This is a genomic window from Bacillus sp. V3-13 (genome assembly GCF_002860165.1).
Classification (GTDB): domain Bacteria; phylum Bacillota; class Bacilli; order Bacillales; family Cytobacillaceae; genus Bacillus_BJ.
Window position 1 is genome coordinate 83,983 of record NZ_PGUZ01000039.1, and the last position, 15,769, is coordinate 99,751.

The following is a 15,769-nucleotide window of genomic DNA, read 5'->3' on the forward strand; positions in this document are numbered from 1 at the left end:
GTTATACAGATACTCGCTAAAGAAGGTGGAATCATGGCCGCGATTATCCTTTTTGATGGTGTTTGCAACCTATGTAACAGCAGTGTTCAATTTATTATAAAACGGGACCAACAAGGATATTTTAAATTTGCCTCAATTCAAGGTGAGGCCGGTCAAAAGCTGTTAAAAGAAAATAACATCAATAACGGCATTGACAGTATAGTATTAATCGAAAAACAAAAAGTATATATCAAATCCTCTGCGGCATTACGGATTGCCGGTAAACTGCAGGGAGGAGGGAAACTGCTTGCCCTGCTGTTACTAGTCCCAGTGCCGATTCGTAACTTTTTGTACGATTGGATTGCACATAACCGCTACAGGTGGTTCGGTAAACAAGACAGCTGTATGCTGCCGACAGCAAGCATAAAGGAAAGGTTTCTTGAGTAGCCTATTTAAAACCAAAAAAAGTGGCGAAATCCAAAATGGATGCCACTTTTGTGCAATTTATTGACGGATCAGGGGCATTGTGCAGCAGCGAAAAGAACCACCAGATTTAATGATTTCGGTAATATCAACCTCAATGACGTCATAGCCTCTTTTTCGAAGCTCACTGTTAACATGTTTATTTACAGGAAGGCTAAAAATTTTTTTATTGCCAATGGATAACACATTTGTTCCAAGCGTGAACTGCTCGTCTTCGGTTATTTCTATTAAATCATAGCGGGATCGCAACAGTTCTTCTTTTTCTTTTTCAATAACTCCGGGGTAAATGATTGCTTCCTCGGGAGAGATGATATTAAACACACAATCCAAGTGAAGGTATTTTTCGGTAAACGGAATGGCAATGACTTCGTAATTCGTCAGCAAACTTTGCAAATGTTCGATGGCAGCTAAATTTGTACGGTTGCTGACACCAATATAGACAGTGTTGCGGTCTATAACGACGTCGCCCCCTTCAATTTCGTCCCCTAATAAATGGTAGTAGGGGATTTCTTCCTGTTCAAGCCATTCTCTTAAAAGGTCTTCTTCACCTTTTCGGACGTCATGGGCCATTTCCGCAACAAAAACAGTTTGGCCGATCGTAAAACCGATATCGCGTGTGAAAACTTGCTCGGGGAACTTCTTGAGTGCCGGCAGGAGAACAACGTTTACTCCTTGTTCCTCCAATTTTATTAGAAAGTTACGGTGCTGCTCCAAAGCCTGCTCTATATGAATACCTTCATTTTTAAAATGTTTTTGGGTTTCGTTGATCACTTCTCTAATTGTCATATGTTGCGGTTCGCACAGGATAACTGTATGCAGTTTGTCATATTCACTATTGCAGATGGATTTATGTTGTTGTGACGGCATGTCCTATCCTCCCGATAATCGTTAATACGATTAATGTTTCCAAACAAAAAAGAGATATGAGTATTGAATATATAGAAATAGAAAAACATAAAGCCGTTGGCTACTGTTAAACCCAAAGTAATTAAATAAAAAGTGAATTTTATTACAGCATTTCTACCATTTTTACCTTATACTATAAATGTAAAAACGGTATGCGAAAAACTTTGAATTGGTAGAAGCTACAATAATTCCACATGCTCGGATCAGCTTCCATTTATTTAGAATGGAGACAAAATAGACTGTTGAAAAAAGAGCAGAATGTATGCCAAAAATTTTATTAATACTGAACTTTTTAGATGAGGAAGTATGAACATGAATATGTATGAAGAAATTCTTGAAATTATAGAAAAAAACGGTCCTGCGTCAATTCCGTCAATCCTTGAGGCAATGAGCAGCCAGGGTGAGAGAGAGAATTCTCTTAAACTTTCGCATATAAAGTCTGTGATTAGCCGAAAAAAGGATCTGTTTTCGGTTAAAGATGATATCGTATCGATCAATCCTGATAAGGAAATCGTTTCGATGACGGCTTCAATTGGACGCAACCCGGGCCCGTGGTATAAGGTGAAAATCAATTTTCAAAAGAATACATTTTTTTATATTGAATGGACTTCAAACGAATATCCACAGACTGCACATAATTTGCCACAAAAGTATGGCAGAGTAGAAGATTTTAAGAAGGAATTGTTCAAAATGAAGATTTGGGATTGGCAGCATGATTACCAGCGCAACGAAATGATTCTCGATGGTACCAGCTGGTCCATAAAGCTTGAGACAAAAGGAGCAACATACTCGAGCGGAGGACTGCAGGCTTTTCCGAAAGAATGGAATAAATTTTGCCGTGCGATCATGAACTTGACTGGTAAAAGCTTTAAATAATTTTCTTGAAACAGGCTGTCTGCAATAGATTTAATAACCATGCACACAATGTTCCCGCCTACATAAAGTAGTCAGTGTGATAACGCTACGGGAGGGAAACACGAATGCGGGAAATCCGAAGACTGGCCTGGCATGAAACACTGGAAGTACACGAATTAGTTGCATATCAAGCTGTCGTACTGAACCGAATTAAGATGCACTATCGGCAAGTGAAGGATGATGAATTAAAACAGTTATATGCCTTTTCCATCAAAGCGCTTGAAAAAAATCTGCGGGAACTATTGCAGTTTTATCCGGCAGCACCAGGCTTTAGAGAGCAGGAAGAGAGGGCGGAGACCGGTTTTTACGCCGGAGATTTATTAGGAGCTGCCAAGACTGCGGTCCGCAATTATGCAATCGCCATTACAGAAACGGCGACTCCTGCTTTACGGGAAGTGCTTGTGAGACAATTAAATGCTGCGATTGCCTGGCACGCACAAGTGTTTTACTATATGTATAAGCGCAGTTATTATCCTGCTTACAATTTGCAACAGTTGTTGTTGAATGATATAAAACTGGCTCAAAATGCGATAAATAAAGGTTACTGAACATCCGAGGAGAAGCTGCCAGGTGCGCAAGAAAGCACCTGGCAGCTTCTTATTGTTGAATATAATTGAATTTCCGCAACGTCTTTAATTTTCATATATTAACGTGCAAAGTACGCCTGAATTAATGACAGCCGCACTTTTTTCTGTTTTCCGGGTTGACAGTCCTGTAACCATTTATCAAAGCTTGCCGTCTAGAAAGATAAAGGGGGTTATTTGATGCGGAAAACATGGTTGATTGCCGGTTTGGTGATCCTTATAGCAGGGGCAGCTGTTTATGCGCATTTTACCCAGCTTAAAATCGTCAATGATTGGGACCAATATGATGAAAGACCAATTGTTTTAAAAAACAAGGTTTGGAAGGTATCTTTTTCGAAAAAGATTGCTGAGGCAAGCCTGGACGGAAATCAGATTTATGTGACAGATGATCAAGGTAAAAAGCAAGAAGTGGATGTAGAATTGGGGCCGGACGGCCAAACGGTATATATTAGCCCGCCTGATCAAGGCTATGATTCTAACATACCATTTTATACGCTCAATATTTTAGACGGAATAAAAACAAAGAGCGGCAGAAAGCTCAGTTCCGGCAAGCAGTTGTCATTTGTCGTGAACAAGACACTGCCTGTGATCGGTTCAAAGGAAAAACTGGATGACTATTTTAAGAAGGCAATCAAAACGGAAAAAAATCATCGCCAAACACTTGCCTTCGATGCAACTGAAGAGAATACTACGCTATCAGCAGACAGTGCTAAAACAGAAAGCTCAGCAAAATCGGTGTCCGAGACAAACGTCCAGGTCGCAGGGATCGATGAGGGAGATACTGTAAAAACGGATGGAAAACACATTTACCAAATTTCTGACGGGAAGGTGAGAATCATTGAAGCTATTCCAGCTAATAAAATGATTCTGCAGAAAGTTCTTGAATATGACAGCTCTTTTATGCCATCCCAGCTGTATGTCGAAGATCAGCATTTGGTCATTATTGGCCAAAGCTATCAACAAATGCCGCGGCAGCCTAAGTCCCAGTCATCTGCAGACCTCAGCATCGTGCCAATGTATCAATCGACAAAGCTCATCATCTACAATATTGAAGATCCGCAAAATCCGGCGAAACTCAGGGAGCTGGAATTGGAAGGCTCGTACGTGTCGTCACGAAAAACAAATGGGATCGTTTATTTAATTGCCAGCCATTATCCTGACTACTGGACTTTGGAACAAGGCAAGAAGATCGATTTGCGGCCAAGATACAGAGATACAGCAGTAAGTGAAAAGCCTGTCAGTATCGATTATGATCAAATCCACTACTTTTCGGACTCTGCCGAAACAAACTACAATACGATCGCTGCAATCGATTTGACCGACCCTTTAAAGGATGCGGCCATGACCACTTATTTAGGGAGCGGACAGGAGCTATACATGTCCAATGATTATTTATACCTGGCTGTCCCCAACTACACAAGCATTGAACGTGATCGAAGCAGTATATTTTCACCTGATACGACGATTTATAAGTTATCAGTTGAAGGGATGAATGTTGCCTTTCATAGTTCTGCCGAGATCGAAGGGACGATATTAAACCAGTTTGCGATGGACGAGTATGAAGGGAATTTGCGTGTGGCAACAACAAAAGGAAATTCCTGGAATGACGAACAGCCTTCAGCCAATCATCTTTATGTTTTAGATGCAAATCTCCAGCGCATAGGAGAATTGAAGGATCTAGCGAGAGGCGAGCGAATATATTCAACACGATTTATCGGGGAACGTATTTACATCGTTACATTTAAGCAAGTAGATCCACTGTTTGTAATTGATGCAGCAAACCCGAAGGCTCCAAAGGTGCTCGGTGAATTAAAAATTCCCGGTTTCAGTAATTATTTGCATCCATATGATGAAAACCATATCATTGGCTTTGGGCAAGATACAGAACTGGTTAAAGGATTTACATCAACATCTGAGCCAAGAGTAACAACAAAGGGCGTGAAAATCTCTCTCTTTGATGTAAGCGATGTCGCCAGTCCTAAGGAAAAATTCACAGAAATCATTGGTGGAAGCGGCACATATTCGCCACTCAATCATGACCATAAGGCACTGCTATACGATCGCGGCAAAAATTTATTTGCATTTCCAATTACCGTATATTCTGATATAGAGGGGAAAGAAGTTGCGCAAAACTACGAGTTTCAGGGAGCGTATGTGTATCATATTGATTCAACCAACGGCTTTGCACTGAAGTCGAAAATAACCCACAGTTCTAATAAACAGGTTTATGAAGAATGGTCCAATAGTATCGAAAGGCTGGTTTATATCGACAACAGCCTTTATGCTCTCTCGCCTTCGAAAATAACGGCACACGATTTACAAACATTCAATCTCCAGGGAGAATTGCTGCTGAATCAGTAACTATGTTGTGAATAGTATTTGAAAAGTTCAGTTTTTAAACATGTGAACAAAATATCCATCATAAAATATGCCAAACGCCCCCATATTAACTATGAGGTGATCAAGATGGACATGAAGAAAGAATTTTCGCAGCAACAATTGGATCAAATTCAGCATTATCTTATCGAAGAAATAACAAGGATAAGTGTCGAAGAAGAAGAAGAGCGAATGAGAGCAGAAGCCAAAGAAGGCGGGCAATATGAGTAAGTTTTTCAAAGAGGCATTCTCATCTTTCGAGAACGCCTCTTTTTATGCATTCATGTTGCCGAGATCGAAATCCCCTCAGCCGTTAATGACTGAAAAATTAACTCTGCGAACTCAACAGCCCTCGGCCCATCCCCGTGAATACAAATTGTGTCTGCCTGTATCGGGATTTCTTTTCCTTCCGGAGTCATTACTTTCTTTTCTTTGATCATTTGAATGACTTATTCTTATTAAAGTTCGCGTACCTGGCAATGATGTTTCAAGGTCTGTAATAAAATTGTAAAAAAAATCATGCCAAAAATCTGAATTTTCCCATTATAATAAAGATAACATCAACAATTGGGGGGAAGTTAGATGGAGCTTAAAAACTGCCTGCATCTTTACTCAGATTGCAACGAAATTTATGCTTATGCAAGCGGAGACGGAATTGAAATGTTTGGTTTAGCAGCATCTTCCCCAAAAGCGATAAAGGATGAACTTTTAGAATTTCCCATTCAAACCGACGAAATGAAGGGCGTTATGTTCCAAGAAGAGCGAAACAATTTTTCATTCTCAAGAAAATTTTTTATCAATGGAATAGAGTTTTTTTAAAAGAAAGGGTCTCGCTGCTTAACAATGCATGCGGGGCTTTTTTTATTTGAAAAAAGTGTTATAGGTATCCTGCATTGTCAGCGTTTCTTTACATTCATAGTCTGTAAAAATCGTATGATTCTTATTTCAATATAAATTTAACCTTTTATAAAAATATTTAGTTTTCACTATATGTACGTTTAAAATCTTTGTAGAATGAATCCCAGCATGATAAAATTGCTTTGAAAACGGTTTATCCTCTGAAAAATATTATTATTCAATTAATTATTCAAGTTCAAAAAGGGTATAAGCAGAGAGGATGAAACATGCTGTTTTAGTAAATTACAAGTTGGGGGTATTTCTCATGAAAAAGCCATCAGCAGGGCAGGACCCTGTCTGGCAGGGATTCCATGGCCCAAACCTTGGCTATGTCATTGAATTATACGAACAGTTTCAAGAAGACCCGGATTCAGTAGATCCGGAAATGAAAGCATACTTTGAACGATGGGGTTCTCCTGCAGCGGCGAATTCGACTGTTGTTGATGTCAAAAAAAATGAAACAGCAGTTCAGCCTTCATTCAAACAGCTTGAATCCACACTTGCTGCTGTCCGCCTCGCCGATAACATTCGCGCTTACGGGCATTTAGCCGCGCAAATTTATCCGTTAAACGACCATGAACCGATCAAGGATTTAATCGAGCCATCCCATTACGGGTTGAGCGAGCTTGATTTGCGGGCGGTTCCAGCAGCGGTTGTTTGTCCGGATGCTCCCGGCCATATCCAAAATGGACTTGAGGCGATCAACTACTTAAAAGAAGTGTATACTGGTTCAATTGCTTTTGAATTTCATCATGTAGCAAACATGAAAGAAAAGAATTGGCTTCGTAAAAAGGCGGAAACGGGCTCATTGCTGCCTGCTTTTTCAAACGAAAAGCGCAAATCCCTCTGGAAGTGGTTAGCCGAGGTTGAAGAATTTGAAAAATTCCTGCACAGAACCTTTGTCGGGCAAAAACGATTTTCAATTGAAGGTCTTGATTCAATGGTTCCGCTCCTTGATGAAATCATTTCAGAAGGGGTCCAAGATGGCGCAAAAACGATCAATATCGGGATGGCTCACAGGGGACGGCTCAATGTTCTGGCCCATGTTCTGTGCAAGCCTTACGAAGCGATATTTGCTGAATTTCAGCATGCACCCAATAAAGAGCTCGTCCCTTCTGAAGGTTCGATCGGCATCAATTACGGCTGGACAGGTGATGTAAAATACCATCTCGGCCTTGATCGTCAAATCACCGAAGAAAGTACAGTTAAAGCAAGAATTACGCTTGCAAACAATCCGAGCCATCTTGAGTACGTCGGTTCAGTAGTCGAAGGCTTCACAAGAGCGGCACAGGATACGCGCTCGGAAAAAGGCTATCCAAATTACGATCCGGCTTCTGCTCTCGCGATCCTTATTCACGGTGATGCAGCATTTCCCGGCCAGGGAATTGTGGCTGAAACATTAAATTTAAGCGGATTATCAGGCTATAAAACAGGCGGGACCATCCATATTATCGCCAACAATACGATCGGATTTACGACCGAATCGATTGATTCCCGTTCAACAAGATATGCAAGTGATCTTGCCAAAGGATATGAGATTCCGATTTTGCATGTAAATGCCGATGATCCGGAAGCCTGTCTATGTGCGGCCAAGCTCGCTGCCGAATACAGGGCGGAGTTCAACAAGGATTTTTTAATAGATTTGATTGGATACCGCCGTTATGGACACAACGAAATGGATGAACCGATGACCACAAATCCGTTGATGTATACCATCATTGACAAGCATCCGACCGCCAAAGAATTATATGCTAAAAAGCTCGCTGACGAGGGAATCTTAACGGATGAACAACGGCGTGAATATGAAGCGCAGATACTTAACCGCCTGCAAGAGGCATATGAAAAAGTTCCCGGGAAAAAAGAGCAGGCACTCAATGAAATGAATCCTCCGGAAACGGTCGAAAAAGGCATTCCTAAAATCAATACAGCTGTCCCTAAGGATGAGCTTTATCGAATCAATCAGGAGCTTCTTGAATGGCCGGAAGATTTTAATGTCTTCAACAAGCTGGGCCGCATTTTAAAAAGAAGGACCGAAGCGCTTGACGATAATGGCAAAGTAGATTGGGCTCTCGCCGAGACACTTGCATTTGCATCGATTATTTCGGATGGAACTCCTGTCAGAATGACGGGCCAGGATTCTGAGCGGGGCACTTTTGCCCATCGCCATCTCGTCCTTCATGACAGCATTTCAGGCAATGTGTACTCGCCGCTCCATCAACTATCATCGGCACAGGCATCCTTTGCCGTTCATAATAGCCCGCTTTCCGAAGCAGCGGTTGTCGGGTTCGAATATGGCTATAACGTCTTCGCCCCTGAAACACTGGTTCTTTGGGAGGCCCAATACGGAGATTTCGCCAACGCCGCCCAAGTGTTATTTGATCAATTTATTGCGGCGGGCCGGGCAAAATGGGGTCAAAAATCCGGGCTGGTGATGCTGCTTCCGCATGGATACGAAGGACAGGGTCCTGAACATTCAAGCGGCAGGGTTGAGCGGTTCCTGACTCTTTCTGCCGAAAATAACTGGACCGTTGCAAACCTAACAACAGCAGCTCAATATTTTCATATTTTAAGAAGGCAGGCAGCGATTCTTAACAAGGAAGAAGTCCGCCCGCTTGTCATCATGACACCGAAAAGCCTGCTTCGCAATCCGCTGGTCGCATCAAGCGCCAGCGAGTTTAGCGAAGGCGAATTTAAATCAGTTATCCAGCAGCCCGGCCTTGGAATGAACACTGAAAAGGTGGAGAGGATTGTTTTATGCTCTGGAAAAGTAAGCATTGATCTCACCGAAAAGCTGAAAACATCGAGCCACATGGATTGGCTTCATATCATTCGGCTTGAAGAAATCTATCCATTCCCGTTCGAGCAGTTAAAGAAAATATTTGACCGCTACCCGCGCGTGAAGGAAATATGCTGGGTTCAAGAAGAACCGAAAAACATGGGGGCATGGAATTTTGTTGAACCACGTATCAATGAAATTGCACCCGGGGCAACTGAAGTTTCCTATATTGGGCGGAGACGCCGGTCAAGCCCTGCTGAAGGAGACCCGAACGTCCATAAGAAGGAACAAGCGAGAATCATTGAAGAGGCATTAACACGGAACGAAAAAGGGGGATTATAAAATGGCAGATATTACTGTTCCCGAACTGGCGGAATCGATTACGGAAGGTACGGTCGCACAATGGCTGAAAAAACCGGGCGACTACGTAAAAAAAGGAGAATATGTAGTTGAGCTGGAAACCGATAAAGTGAATGTGGAAATTATTTCTGAGCATGAAGGTGTATTAAAAGAAGTGCTGGCGAATGAAGGAGATACCGTCCAGGTCGGCGCGGTAATTGCCGTGATCACTGAAGGGGGACAATCCGAAGCACCTTCACAACCGGAACAACCAACTGCAAAAGCAACTGCGCCTGCTGAACAGCCAGAGAAAGTAACAGCAGAAGCAATTAAGACGGAGCCTGCTGTGGACCAGGACAGCAAACAGCGGCCGATCGCTTCTCCGGCAGCACGAAAAATCGCCAGGGAAAAAGGAATCGATTTAAACGCTGTACCGACTGTCGACCCGCTGGGACGGGTAAGGAAACAGGATGTCGAATCATTTAATCCAAATGCTTCAAAGCCGCAGCAAGCAGCTTCGCCTGTTCAAAAACAGGCTGCAGCCAGCATCGGCGGAACGGAGGATGGAAAGAAAGTGGAGCGGATCCGGATGTCACGCCGGCGCCAGACGATTGCCAATCGTTTAGTTGAAGTACAGCAAACGGCCGCCATGCTGACAACTTTCAATGAGGTCGACATGACAGCGGTTATGGACCTGCGCAAACGCCGCAAGGACCAGTTTTTCGAAGAAAATGATGTCCGCCTCGGCTTCATGTCTTTCTTTACAAAAGCAGCTGTGGCAGCACTTAAAAAGTTCCCGCTTTTAAACGCAGAAATTCAGGGCGATGAGATTGTTCTTAAAAAGTTTTACGATATTGGCATTGCTGTTGCAGCCGAAGAGGGACTGGTTGTTCCGGTTGTCCGCGATGCTGACCGGAAAAATTTTGCCGAGATCGAAGCGGATATTATGGATTTAGCCAATAAAGCAAAAAACAATAAACTTTCCTTGAAGGATTTACAAGGCGGCACATTTACAATCACAAATGGCGGGGTGTTCGGCTCGTTGATGTCCACTCCAATTTTAAACGGGCCACAGGTTGGCATCCTTGGCATGCACAAAATCCAGCTCCGTCCGGTTGCAATTGATGCAGAAAAATCGGAAAACCGGCCAATGATGTACATCGCGCTTTCCTACGACCATCGGATTGTTGATGGCAAAGAAGCGGTATCATTTCTTGTCAAAATAAAAGAACTGATCGAAGACCCGGAATCCTTGCTTCTTGAAGGTTAATGAATAAAGCCATGGCCAGGTTCTGACTGCGCCATGGCTTATTTTGTTTTTATTTAACATGTATAAAGCCGTTCAGCTAATATGCTAAACGGCTTCTTAATCATCTGTTTTTAAATGGCTTTAATCCACGTCTTTGAATTTCATCTTTTAAAATCTTTGCCCAGTCCTTATCCTTTTCCGACTTTAATGCATCACGATACGAGACGACCAACTGTTCATTACTCATAATTTTCATTCTGCATGTACCTCCTCGGTAAGTTAAAGGATTCTCAATATTCAATTTTAATTAATTGTAAAGGTTTTTTTAAGATTTGAAAAGAGTTATCTCGTATCTTTTTTTAAAAAGGTACTAATGGACGAGTTATTTTAAAGTGGCAATTGCATGTTGTTTGTAATCGAGGGAATTATTTCTGCCCCAACAAATCGTATTTCGCTGTTTTTTTGTCCCCATCTCTCGAAAAGAAAGGGAAAACTGAATATAAAAGAGAACTTAATATGGATACAGATCAATTTTCCAGAAAGGGGCATTGTATATGCTAAAACAGTTTACGATCGAAACCAACAATCGCGATGAAATGAATGAGATCACCAGAATTGTCGGCAAATTTGTCGAGGAGTCCGGCGTAAGGGAAGGAACCGCAATCATTTATTGCCCGCATACGACAGCAGGGATTACGATCAATGAAAATGCGGATCCTGATGTAAAAAGGGATATGATCCGCCGCTTTGATGAAACTTACCCATGGAATCATACATTGGATCGCCATGATGAAGGAAACACCGCCGCCCACATGAAAGCAAGCACGGTTGGCGCTTCCAGTCATGTAATTATTACAAACGGCAAGCTTCTCCTCGGCCGCTGGCAGGGTATTTATTTTTGTGAATTTGACGGGCCAAGAACAAGAAACTTTTATGTAAAAGTAACCGGCTAAAATAGTTGAAATATGAAGCCACTGCAGTAATAAGGCAGTGGTTCTTTAATGGGATTTTTAATAATAAAGAAGTTTGAATTTTCTAACAAACGTGGTATGATTCATTGTAAGCGTTTGCTTAATTAATTAGATATTTGCTAAGGAGGAGCTTTCCATGGCGGAGTTATTAACGAAAACGGTTGGTCATTTATTAGAAGAAAAAGCACATGCTCATCCCGATCACGAAGCGGTCGTTTATGCTGACCGCGGCTTGCGCCTGACTTACAGGCAATTTAATGATTATTGCCGCAAGGTTGCAAAAGGGCTAATGAAACTCGGCCTTGATAAGGGCGAAAATATTGCTGTTTGGTCTACGAATACGCCGGAATGGCTTGCCTGCCAGTTTGCAACCGGAAAAATGGGCGCCGTCCTCGTAACGGTGAATACGAACTACCAGACTTCCGAGCTTGAATACTTATTAAAGCAATCAGACTCCACGACCATCATCCTCATGGAAAAATACAAAGATTCTTCCTACCTCGACATGCTTTACGAAATTGTTCCCGAGCTCAAAAATTCACAACCAGGCAATCTCAAAAGCAGCCGGCTGCCTTTTTTAAAAAATGTCATTGTTTTGGGCGAAAATCGCTACCCCGGTACATACAGCTGGTCCGATTTACTCGAACTCGCAGAAGAAGTGCCTGAAACCCAGCTAAATGAACGTCTCAACAGCCTCCACCCCGATGATGTAATTAATATGCAGTACACATCGGGTACGACTGGTTTTCCAAAAGGAGTCATGCTCACGCATAATAACATCGTCAATAACGCTTATAACATTGCCAATTGTATGAAGCTGACGAAAGAGGACCGCCTCTGTATTCCCGTGCCCTTTTTTCACTGTTTTGGCTGCGTCCTTGGAACACTGGCATGTGTATCGGTCGGGGCGACGATCGTCCCGGTTCAAGAATTTAATCCAAAAACCGTCCTGAAAACCGTTGAAGCGGAAAGGTGTACCGGTTTGCACGGTGTACCCACGATGTTTATTGCGGAACTCAATGATCCCGATTTTGAAAGATATGATCTTCGTTCGTTGCGGACCGGAATTATGGCTGGATCGAACTGTCCGATTGAGGTCATGAAGGCAGTGATTGAAAAAATGGGTGCACGTGAAATTACGATTGCATATGGGCAAACAGAGTCTTCTCCGGTTATTACCCAAACAAGGACAGACGACCCGATCGAGCTTCGGGTAGAAACGGTAGGCCGGGCGCTTCCATCCGTCGAGGTGAAAATTGTCGAGCCCGGAACCAGCAAGGAACTTCCAAGGGGCTCGCAGGGCGAGCTTTGCACAAGAGGATACCATGTGATGAAGGGCTATTATAAAAATCCCCAGGCTACAAAGGAAGTGATTGACGAAGAAGGCTGGCTTCATACTGGTGATTTAGCCATCATGGATGAGAACGGCTACTGCAGGATAACCGGCCGGTTGAAGGATATGATCATCAGGGGAGGCGAAAATATTTACCCGCGTGAGATCGAGGAATTTCTCTACAGCCACCCGAAGGTTCTTGATGTTCAGGTGATTGGTGTCCCGGATCCCTTATTCGGTGAGGAAGTGATGGCATGGGTTATTTTAAAAGAAGGGGAAATATGTACGGCTGAGGAGCTTCGCGCCTTTTGCCGGGGCAAAATCTCCCGTCACAAGATTCCCCGTTATATCGAGTTTACGAAAGCCTATCCGATGACAGCATCCGGGAAAATCCAAAAATTCCGCTTGCGGGAACAGGCCAGACAACGATTGGAAGAAAATAATTTAACATGTTAGAACAGGAAGATCAAGAATTGCCTGTATTCAAGGTGTCAGTAACCTTACAACAAAAACAGCACCACTGCTGTTTTTTTCTTTTTTGTGAAAAAATTCTGTTTTTCTTATACAATATACTCATACAGTTTTTTAATATTTAGAAATGAAGAGAGAAGGAACCGCAAAGATGACAGACATGATCAAGATTTTTGTGTATGGAACATTAAGAAAGCACGAGGACAACCACATTTATATCGAAGGGAGCAAGTGTATTGCTGAGCAGGGCTGGGTTTATGGTGAACTTTATGATACAGGCCTTGGCTATCCGGCCGTAAAGCCTTCACTTGAATCAAAAACATACGGAGAGATATTTGAAATAACCGCTGAGCAATTAAAAGAGGTGGACCAATTGGAGGGTTTTGTTGAGGGCGCCAAGGACAATCTGTATGAGCGGGTCATTCAAACCGTTCATACCGATAAAGGGACGGTAGATGCTTATATATACATCTCCGAAAGAATGGATATGCTTGGCGAGCCGATCTTGGATGGTGATTGGAAGCTTTATCGATTTTTGCAGGAACAGCCTGAAACCTTTTTTTATTTTGCATACGGTTCCTGTATGGATACAGAACGATTTCAAAAAGCAGGGGTCGGCCATCTTTTTACGAAAGTGAAGGGTTCGGGAATTCTTGACGGTTACTCGATGAAATATCTATTTGCCAGACCAGATGGCGGACGGGCGGATATTATCGAGGATGGCGGGGTCACGGAAGGGATTGTATATGATGTTCCGTTTGAAGCTGCCGATTATTTATTCAGGCGCGAAGGGTTCCGGGGCGGCTGGTACAGGCCAGCCTTTGTTGATATAAAAGTTGGCGAAAAACTTTTGACTAACGTTCTTACCTTTCATGTTTACAACAAAAAGGAGGAGCTTGCCCCACCTGTCCATTATGCGGTTGAGATTCTTAGAGGCTCAAAAGGGCGGTTAAGCACAGAGTATTACCAAAAGCTTGAAAGCGAACTGTACCGTCTTGGATTGCTCAAAACGATATAAATATGGACCTTAAATAAACTTGCCACGCTTCGCCTTTGTTCATTATACTGTATGGAGAATAACCTGAAGGAGTGGCTTAGATCATGATCCATCAAACCTGGAATAATCGAGATACATTGAAAAAAGTGAAATGTGTGCATACTGACGCCAAAAAATATATTGTCAATCGTGCCCTCACTGCAGGAAAGACTTACGATGTTAAAAATGAAACCGGGGAATTTTATTTTATCGTTGACAACACAGGTAAAGTCGGCGGTTTTTATAAAGAATATTTCCAGGAAGTTTAATGATTTTAAGACAGTGGCGGTGGCTGCTGTCTTTATTCATTGCAACACTTTATATAAAAGGGGAGACGCTCCAGATGCCGTTATGGAATGAATTGTTTAGTTTAGAAGGAGACGCAGTCAGGCTTGTTCCATTAAAACTGACCGACGCAGACGCATTATGGAGGGCCGGTGAACCGGAGGAGATTTGGACGTATATGGCAACCGCTGTCAGGTCAAAAGAAGAAATGGAAGCAGTTGTTGCATCCGCCATCCAGGAGCGCGAGAAGGGCATTCAATATCCATTTGCGGTCGTAAGCGTCTCCGATGGGGCAATTGTCGGGAGCACACGTTTTTTGGATATTTCCGAGGTTAATAAAAGCCTTGAAATCGGTTGGACCTGGTATCATCCGTCAGTGTGGAGAACAAGAATCAATACTGAAAGCAAATACTTGCTGCTGCAGCATGCTTTTGGAAAATGGGGATTAAACAGGGTGCAATTTAAAACAGATGCCCGCAATGTTCGCTCCCAGCAGGCAATCGCCCGTTTAGGAGCTGTAAAGGAAGGGACTCTCCGCAAGGACAGGATTATTAGAAATAATTTTGCAAGGGATTCAGTATATTTCAGTATTCTTAACGAAGAGTGGCCGGACGTTAAGAAAAAGCTGCTTGAAAAGCTTAAATAGAATGCCAGTGTAAAATGAAGCGCCCGCTCTGAAATGAGAGCAGGCGTTTTTGTTACTTTTGTTCCAATTGGACAACTGGTTTTTCTACCGATGGTTTGAGCAGTCCGAAAAACGGATATGAATAAACAAACGTTTTCAACTTCAAGCCTTTAAATCCGAAAAATGATGAGAGGGGATAACGCATATGAGAAAGGTTTATGGGTTGATGACAAATCCGGGCAACGGAAATGAGCTTCTTTGGGATTTTGGTGTTTGGGAAACAGCCGAGGAAGCTCAAAGATATTTGGAGAACGAGCTGAAGCATACAACCGGAATATGGGTCGAAGAAATTAAGTATCATAGTCCGGCACCAGAATTCGCCGAGCATTACGAAGAAGAAATGGTCAAGTGTTCATTTTGCGGAATCGAGTACAATGAAGCAGATACTATTCTGACAGAAAATGATGAATATGTTTGTGTTAACTGTGAACCGGAATATAAAAAAACATTTGACATCGCTTAAAAAGGCTTTAAATACTTGCAC

At 42.6% G+C, this 15,769-nt stretch carries 17 protein-coding genes; 14 read left to right on the top strand and 3 right to left on the bottom strand.

Features of this window, described 5'->3' with window-relative positions:
• Positions 1-33 precede the first annotated feature (33 nt).
• On the top strand, positions 34-426 hold the full coding sequence (locus CU633_RS14905) for a thiol-disulfide oxidoreductase DCC family protein (RefSeq protein WP_101661386.1): 393 nt from the start codon (positions 34-36) through the stop codon (positions 424-426).
• Between the two features lie 57 nt (positions 427-483).
• On the opposite strand, the gene CU633_RS14910 is transcribed toward CU633_RS14905, so the two are convergent.
• Complete coding sequence (locus CU633_RS14910) at positions 484-1,329, bottom strand: dimethylarginine dimethylaminohydrolase family protein (protein ID WP_101661387.1); 846 nt, start codon at positions 1,327-1,329, stop codon at positions 484-486.
• Positions 1,330-1,680: 351 nt separating this feature from the next.
• Between CU633_RS14910 and CU633_RS14915 the strand changes: the two genes are divergently transcribed.
• The 4 genes from CU633_RS14915 to CU633_RS22895 all read left to right on the top strand — a co-directional run bounded on the left by CU633_RS14915 (position 1,681) and on the right by CU633_RS22895 (position 5,474).
• Positions 1,681-2,244 carry a hypothetical protein gene (locus tag CU633_RS14915; RefSeq protein WP_101661388.1) on the top strand — a complete coding sequence of 188 codons (564 nt, stop codon included), beginning with the start codon at positions 1,681-1,683 and terminating at the stop codon, positions 2,242-2,244.
• A 104-nt stretch (positions 2,245-2,348) separates the two neighbouring features.
• A complete protein-coding gene (locus CU633_RS14920; protein ID WP_101661389.1) occupies positions 2,349-2,831 on the top strand; it encodes a spore coat protein in 483 nt (160 codons plus the stop codon).
• Between the two features lie 216 nt (positions 2,832-3,047).
• Positions 3,048-5,228, top strand: coding sequence for a beta-propeller domain-containing protein (locus tag CU633_RS14925; protein WP_101661390.1), 2,181 nt, complete (start codon positions 3,048-3,050; stop codon positions 5,226-5,228).
• Positions 5,229-5,333: 105 nt separating this feature from the next.
• The gene (locus CU633_RS22895; protein WP_180954978.1) at positions 5,334-5,474 is read left to right on the top strand and encodes a hypothetical protein; all 141 of its coding nucleotides are present in this window, start codon (positions 5,334-5,336) and stop codon (positions 5,472-5,474) included.
• A gap of 50 nt (positions 5,475-5,524) precedes the next feature.
• Here CU633_RS22895 and CU633_RS14930 read toward each other — a convergent pair whose 3' ends face one another.
• Positions 5,525-5,683 (bottom strand): LamB/YcsF family protein, encoded by a 159-nt coding sequence (locus CU633_RS14930; RefSeq protein ID WP_101661391.1) that lies wholly within the window; start codon positions 5,681-5,683, stop codon positions 5,525-5,527.
• Between the two features lie 142 nt (positions 5,684-5,825).
• Between CU633_RS14930 and CU633_RS14935 the strand changes: the two genes are divergently transcribed.
• The 3 genes from CU633_RS14935 (at position 5,826) to odhB (ending at position 10,525) form a co-directional block, all read left to right on the top strand.
• Positions 5,826-6,062, top strand: coding sequence for a hypothetical protein (locus tag CU633_RS14935; protein WP_101661392.1), 237 nt, complete (start codon positions 5,826-5,828; stop codon positions 6,060-6,062).
• 343 nt (positions 6,063-6,405) lie between these two features.
• Entirely contained in the window at positions 6,406-9,258 is a 2,853-nt protein-coding gene (sucA, locus tag CU633_RS14940; protein ID WP_101661393.1) for a 2-oxoglutarate dehydrogenase E1 component, read from the top strand.
• A 1-nt stretch (position 9,259) separates the two neighbouring features.
• Complete coding sequence (odhB, locus tag CU633_RS14945) at positions 9,260-10,525, top strand: 2-oxoglutarate dehydrogenase complex dihydrolipoyllysine-residue succinyltransferase (protein WP_101661394.1); 1,266 nt, start codon at positions 9,260-9,262, stop codon at positions 10,523-10,525.
• Between the two features lie 100 nt (positions 10,526-10,625).
• On the opposite strand, the gene sda is transcribed toward odhB, so the two are convergent.
• Positions 10,626-10,760 (bottom strand): sporulation histidine kinase inhibitor Sda, encoded by a 135-nt coding sequence (sda, locus tag CU633_RS14950; RefSeq protein ID WP_101661395.1) that lies wholly within the window; start codon positions 10,758-10,760, stop codon positions 10,626-10,628.
• A 298-nt stretch (positions 10,761-11,058) separates the two neighbouring features.
• Between sda and CU633_RS14955 the strand changes: the two genes are divergently transcribed.
• From CU633_RS14955 to CU633_RS14980, 6 genes are all read left to right on the top strand, one after another.
• Positions 11,059-11,457 carry a secondary thiamine-phosphate synthase enzyme YjbQ gene (locus CU633_RS14955; RefSeq protein ID WP_101661396.1) on the top strand — a complete coding sequence of 133 codons (399 nt, stop codon included), beginning with the start codon at positions 11,059-11,061 and terminating at the stop codon, positions 11,455-11,457.
• Positions 11,458-11,611: 154 nt separating this feature from the next.
• The gene (locus tag CU633_RS14960; protein ID WP_101661397.1) at positions 11,612-13,264 is read left to right on the top strand and encodes an AMP-binding protein; all 1,653 of its coding nucleotides are present in this window, start codon (positions 11,612-11,614) and stop codon (positions 13,262-13,264) included.
• A 166-nt stretch (positions 13,265-13,430) separates the two neighbouring features.
• Positions 13,431-14,297: a gamma-glutamylcyclotransferase gene (locus CU633_RS14965; protein WP_257958823.1), complete on the top strand. Its 867-nt coding sequence runs from the start codon at positions 13,431-13,433 to the stop codon at positions 14,295-14,297.
• An 83-nt stretch (positions 14,298-14,380) separates the two neighbouring features.
• Entirely contained in the window at positions 14,381-14,584 is a 204-nt protein-coding gene (locus tag CU633_RS14970) for a DUF6501 family protein (protein ID WP_101661398.1), read from the top strand.
• Positions 14,584-15,246 carry a GNAT family N-acetyltransferase gene (locus CU633_RS14975; RefSeq protein ID WP_257958826.1) on the top strand — a complete coding sequence of 221 codons (663 nt, stop codon included), beginning with the start codon at positions 14,584-14,586 and terminating at the stop codon, positions 15,244-15,246. Before CU633_RS14970 ends, CU633_RS14975 begins: the two co-directional genes overlap by 1 nt.
• Positions 15,247-15,430: 184 nt before the next feature.
• Positions 15,431-15,748, top strand: coding sequence for a hypothetical protein (locus CU633_RS14980; RefSeq protein WP_101661399.1), 318 nt, complete (start codon positions 15,431-15,433; stop codon positions 15,746-15,748).
• Positions 15,749-15,769 lie beyond the last annotated feature (21 nt).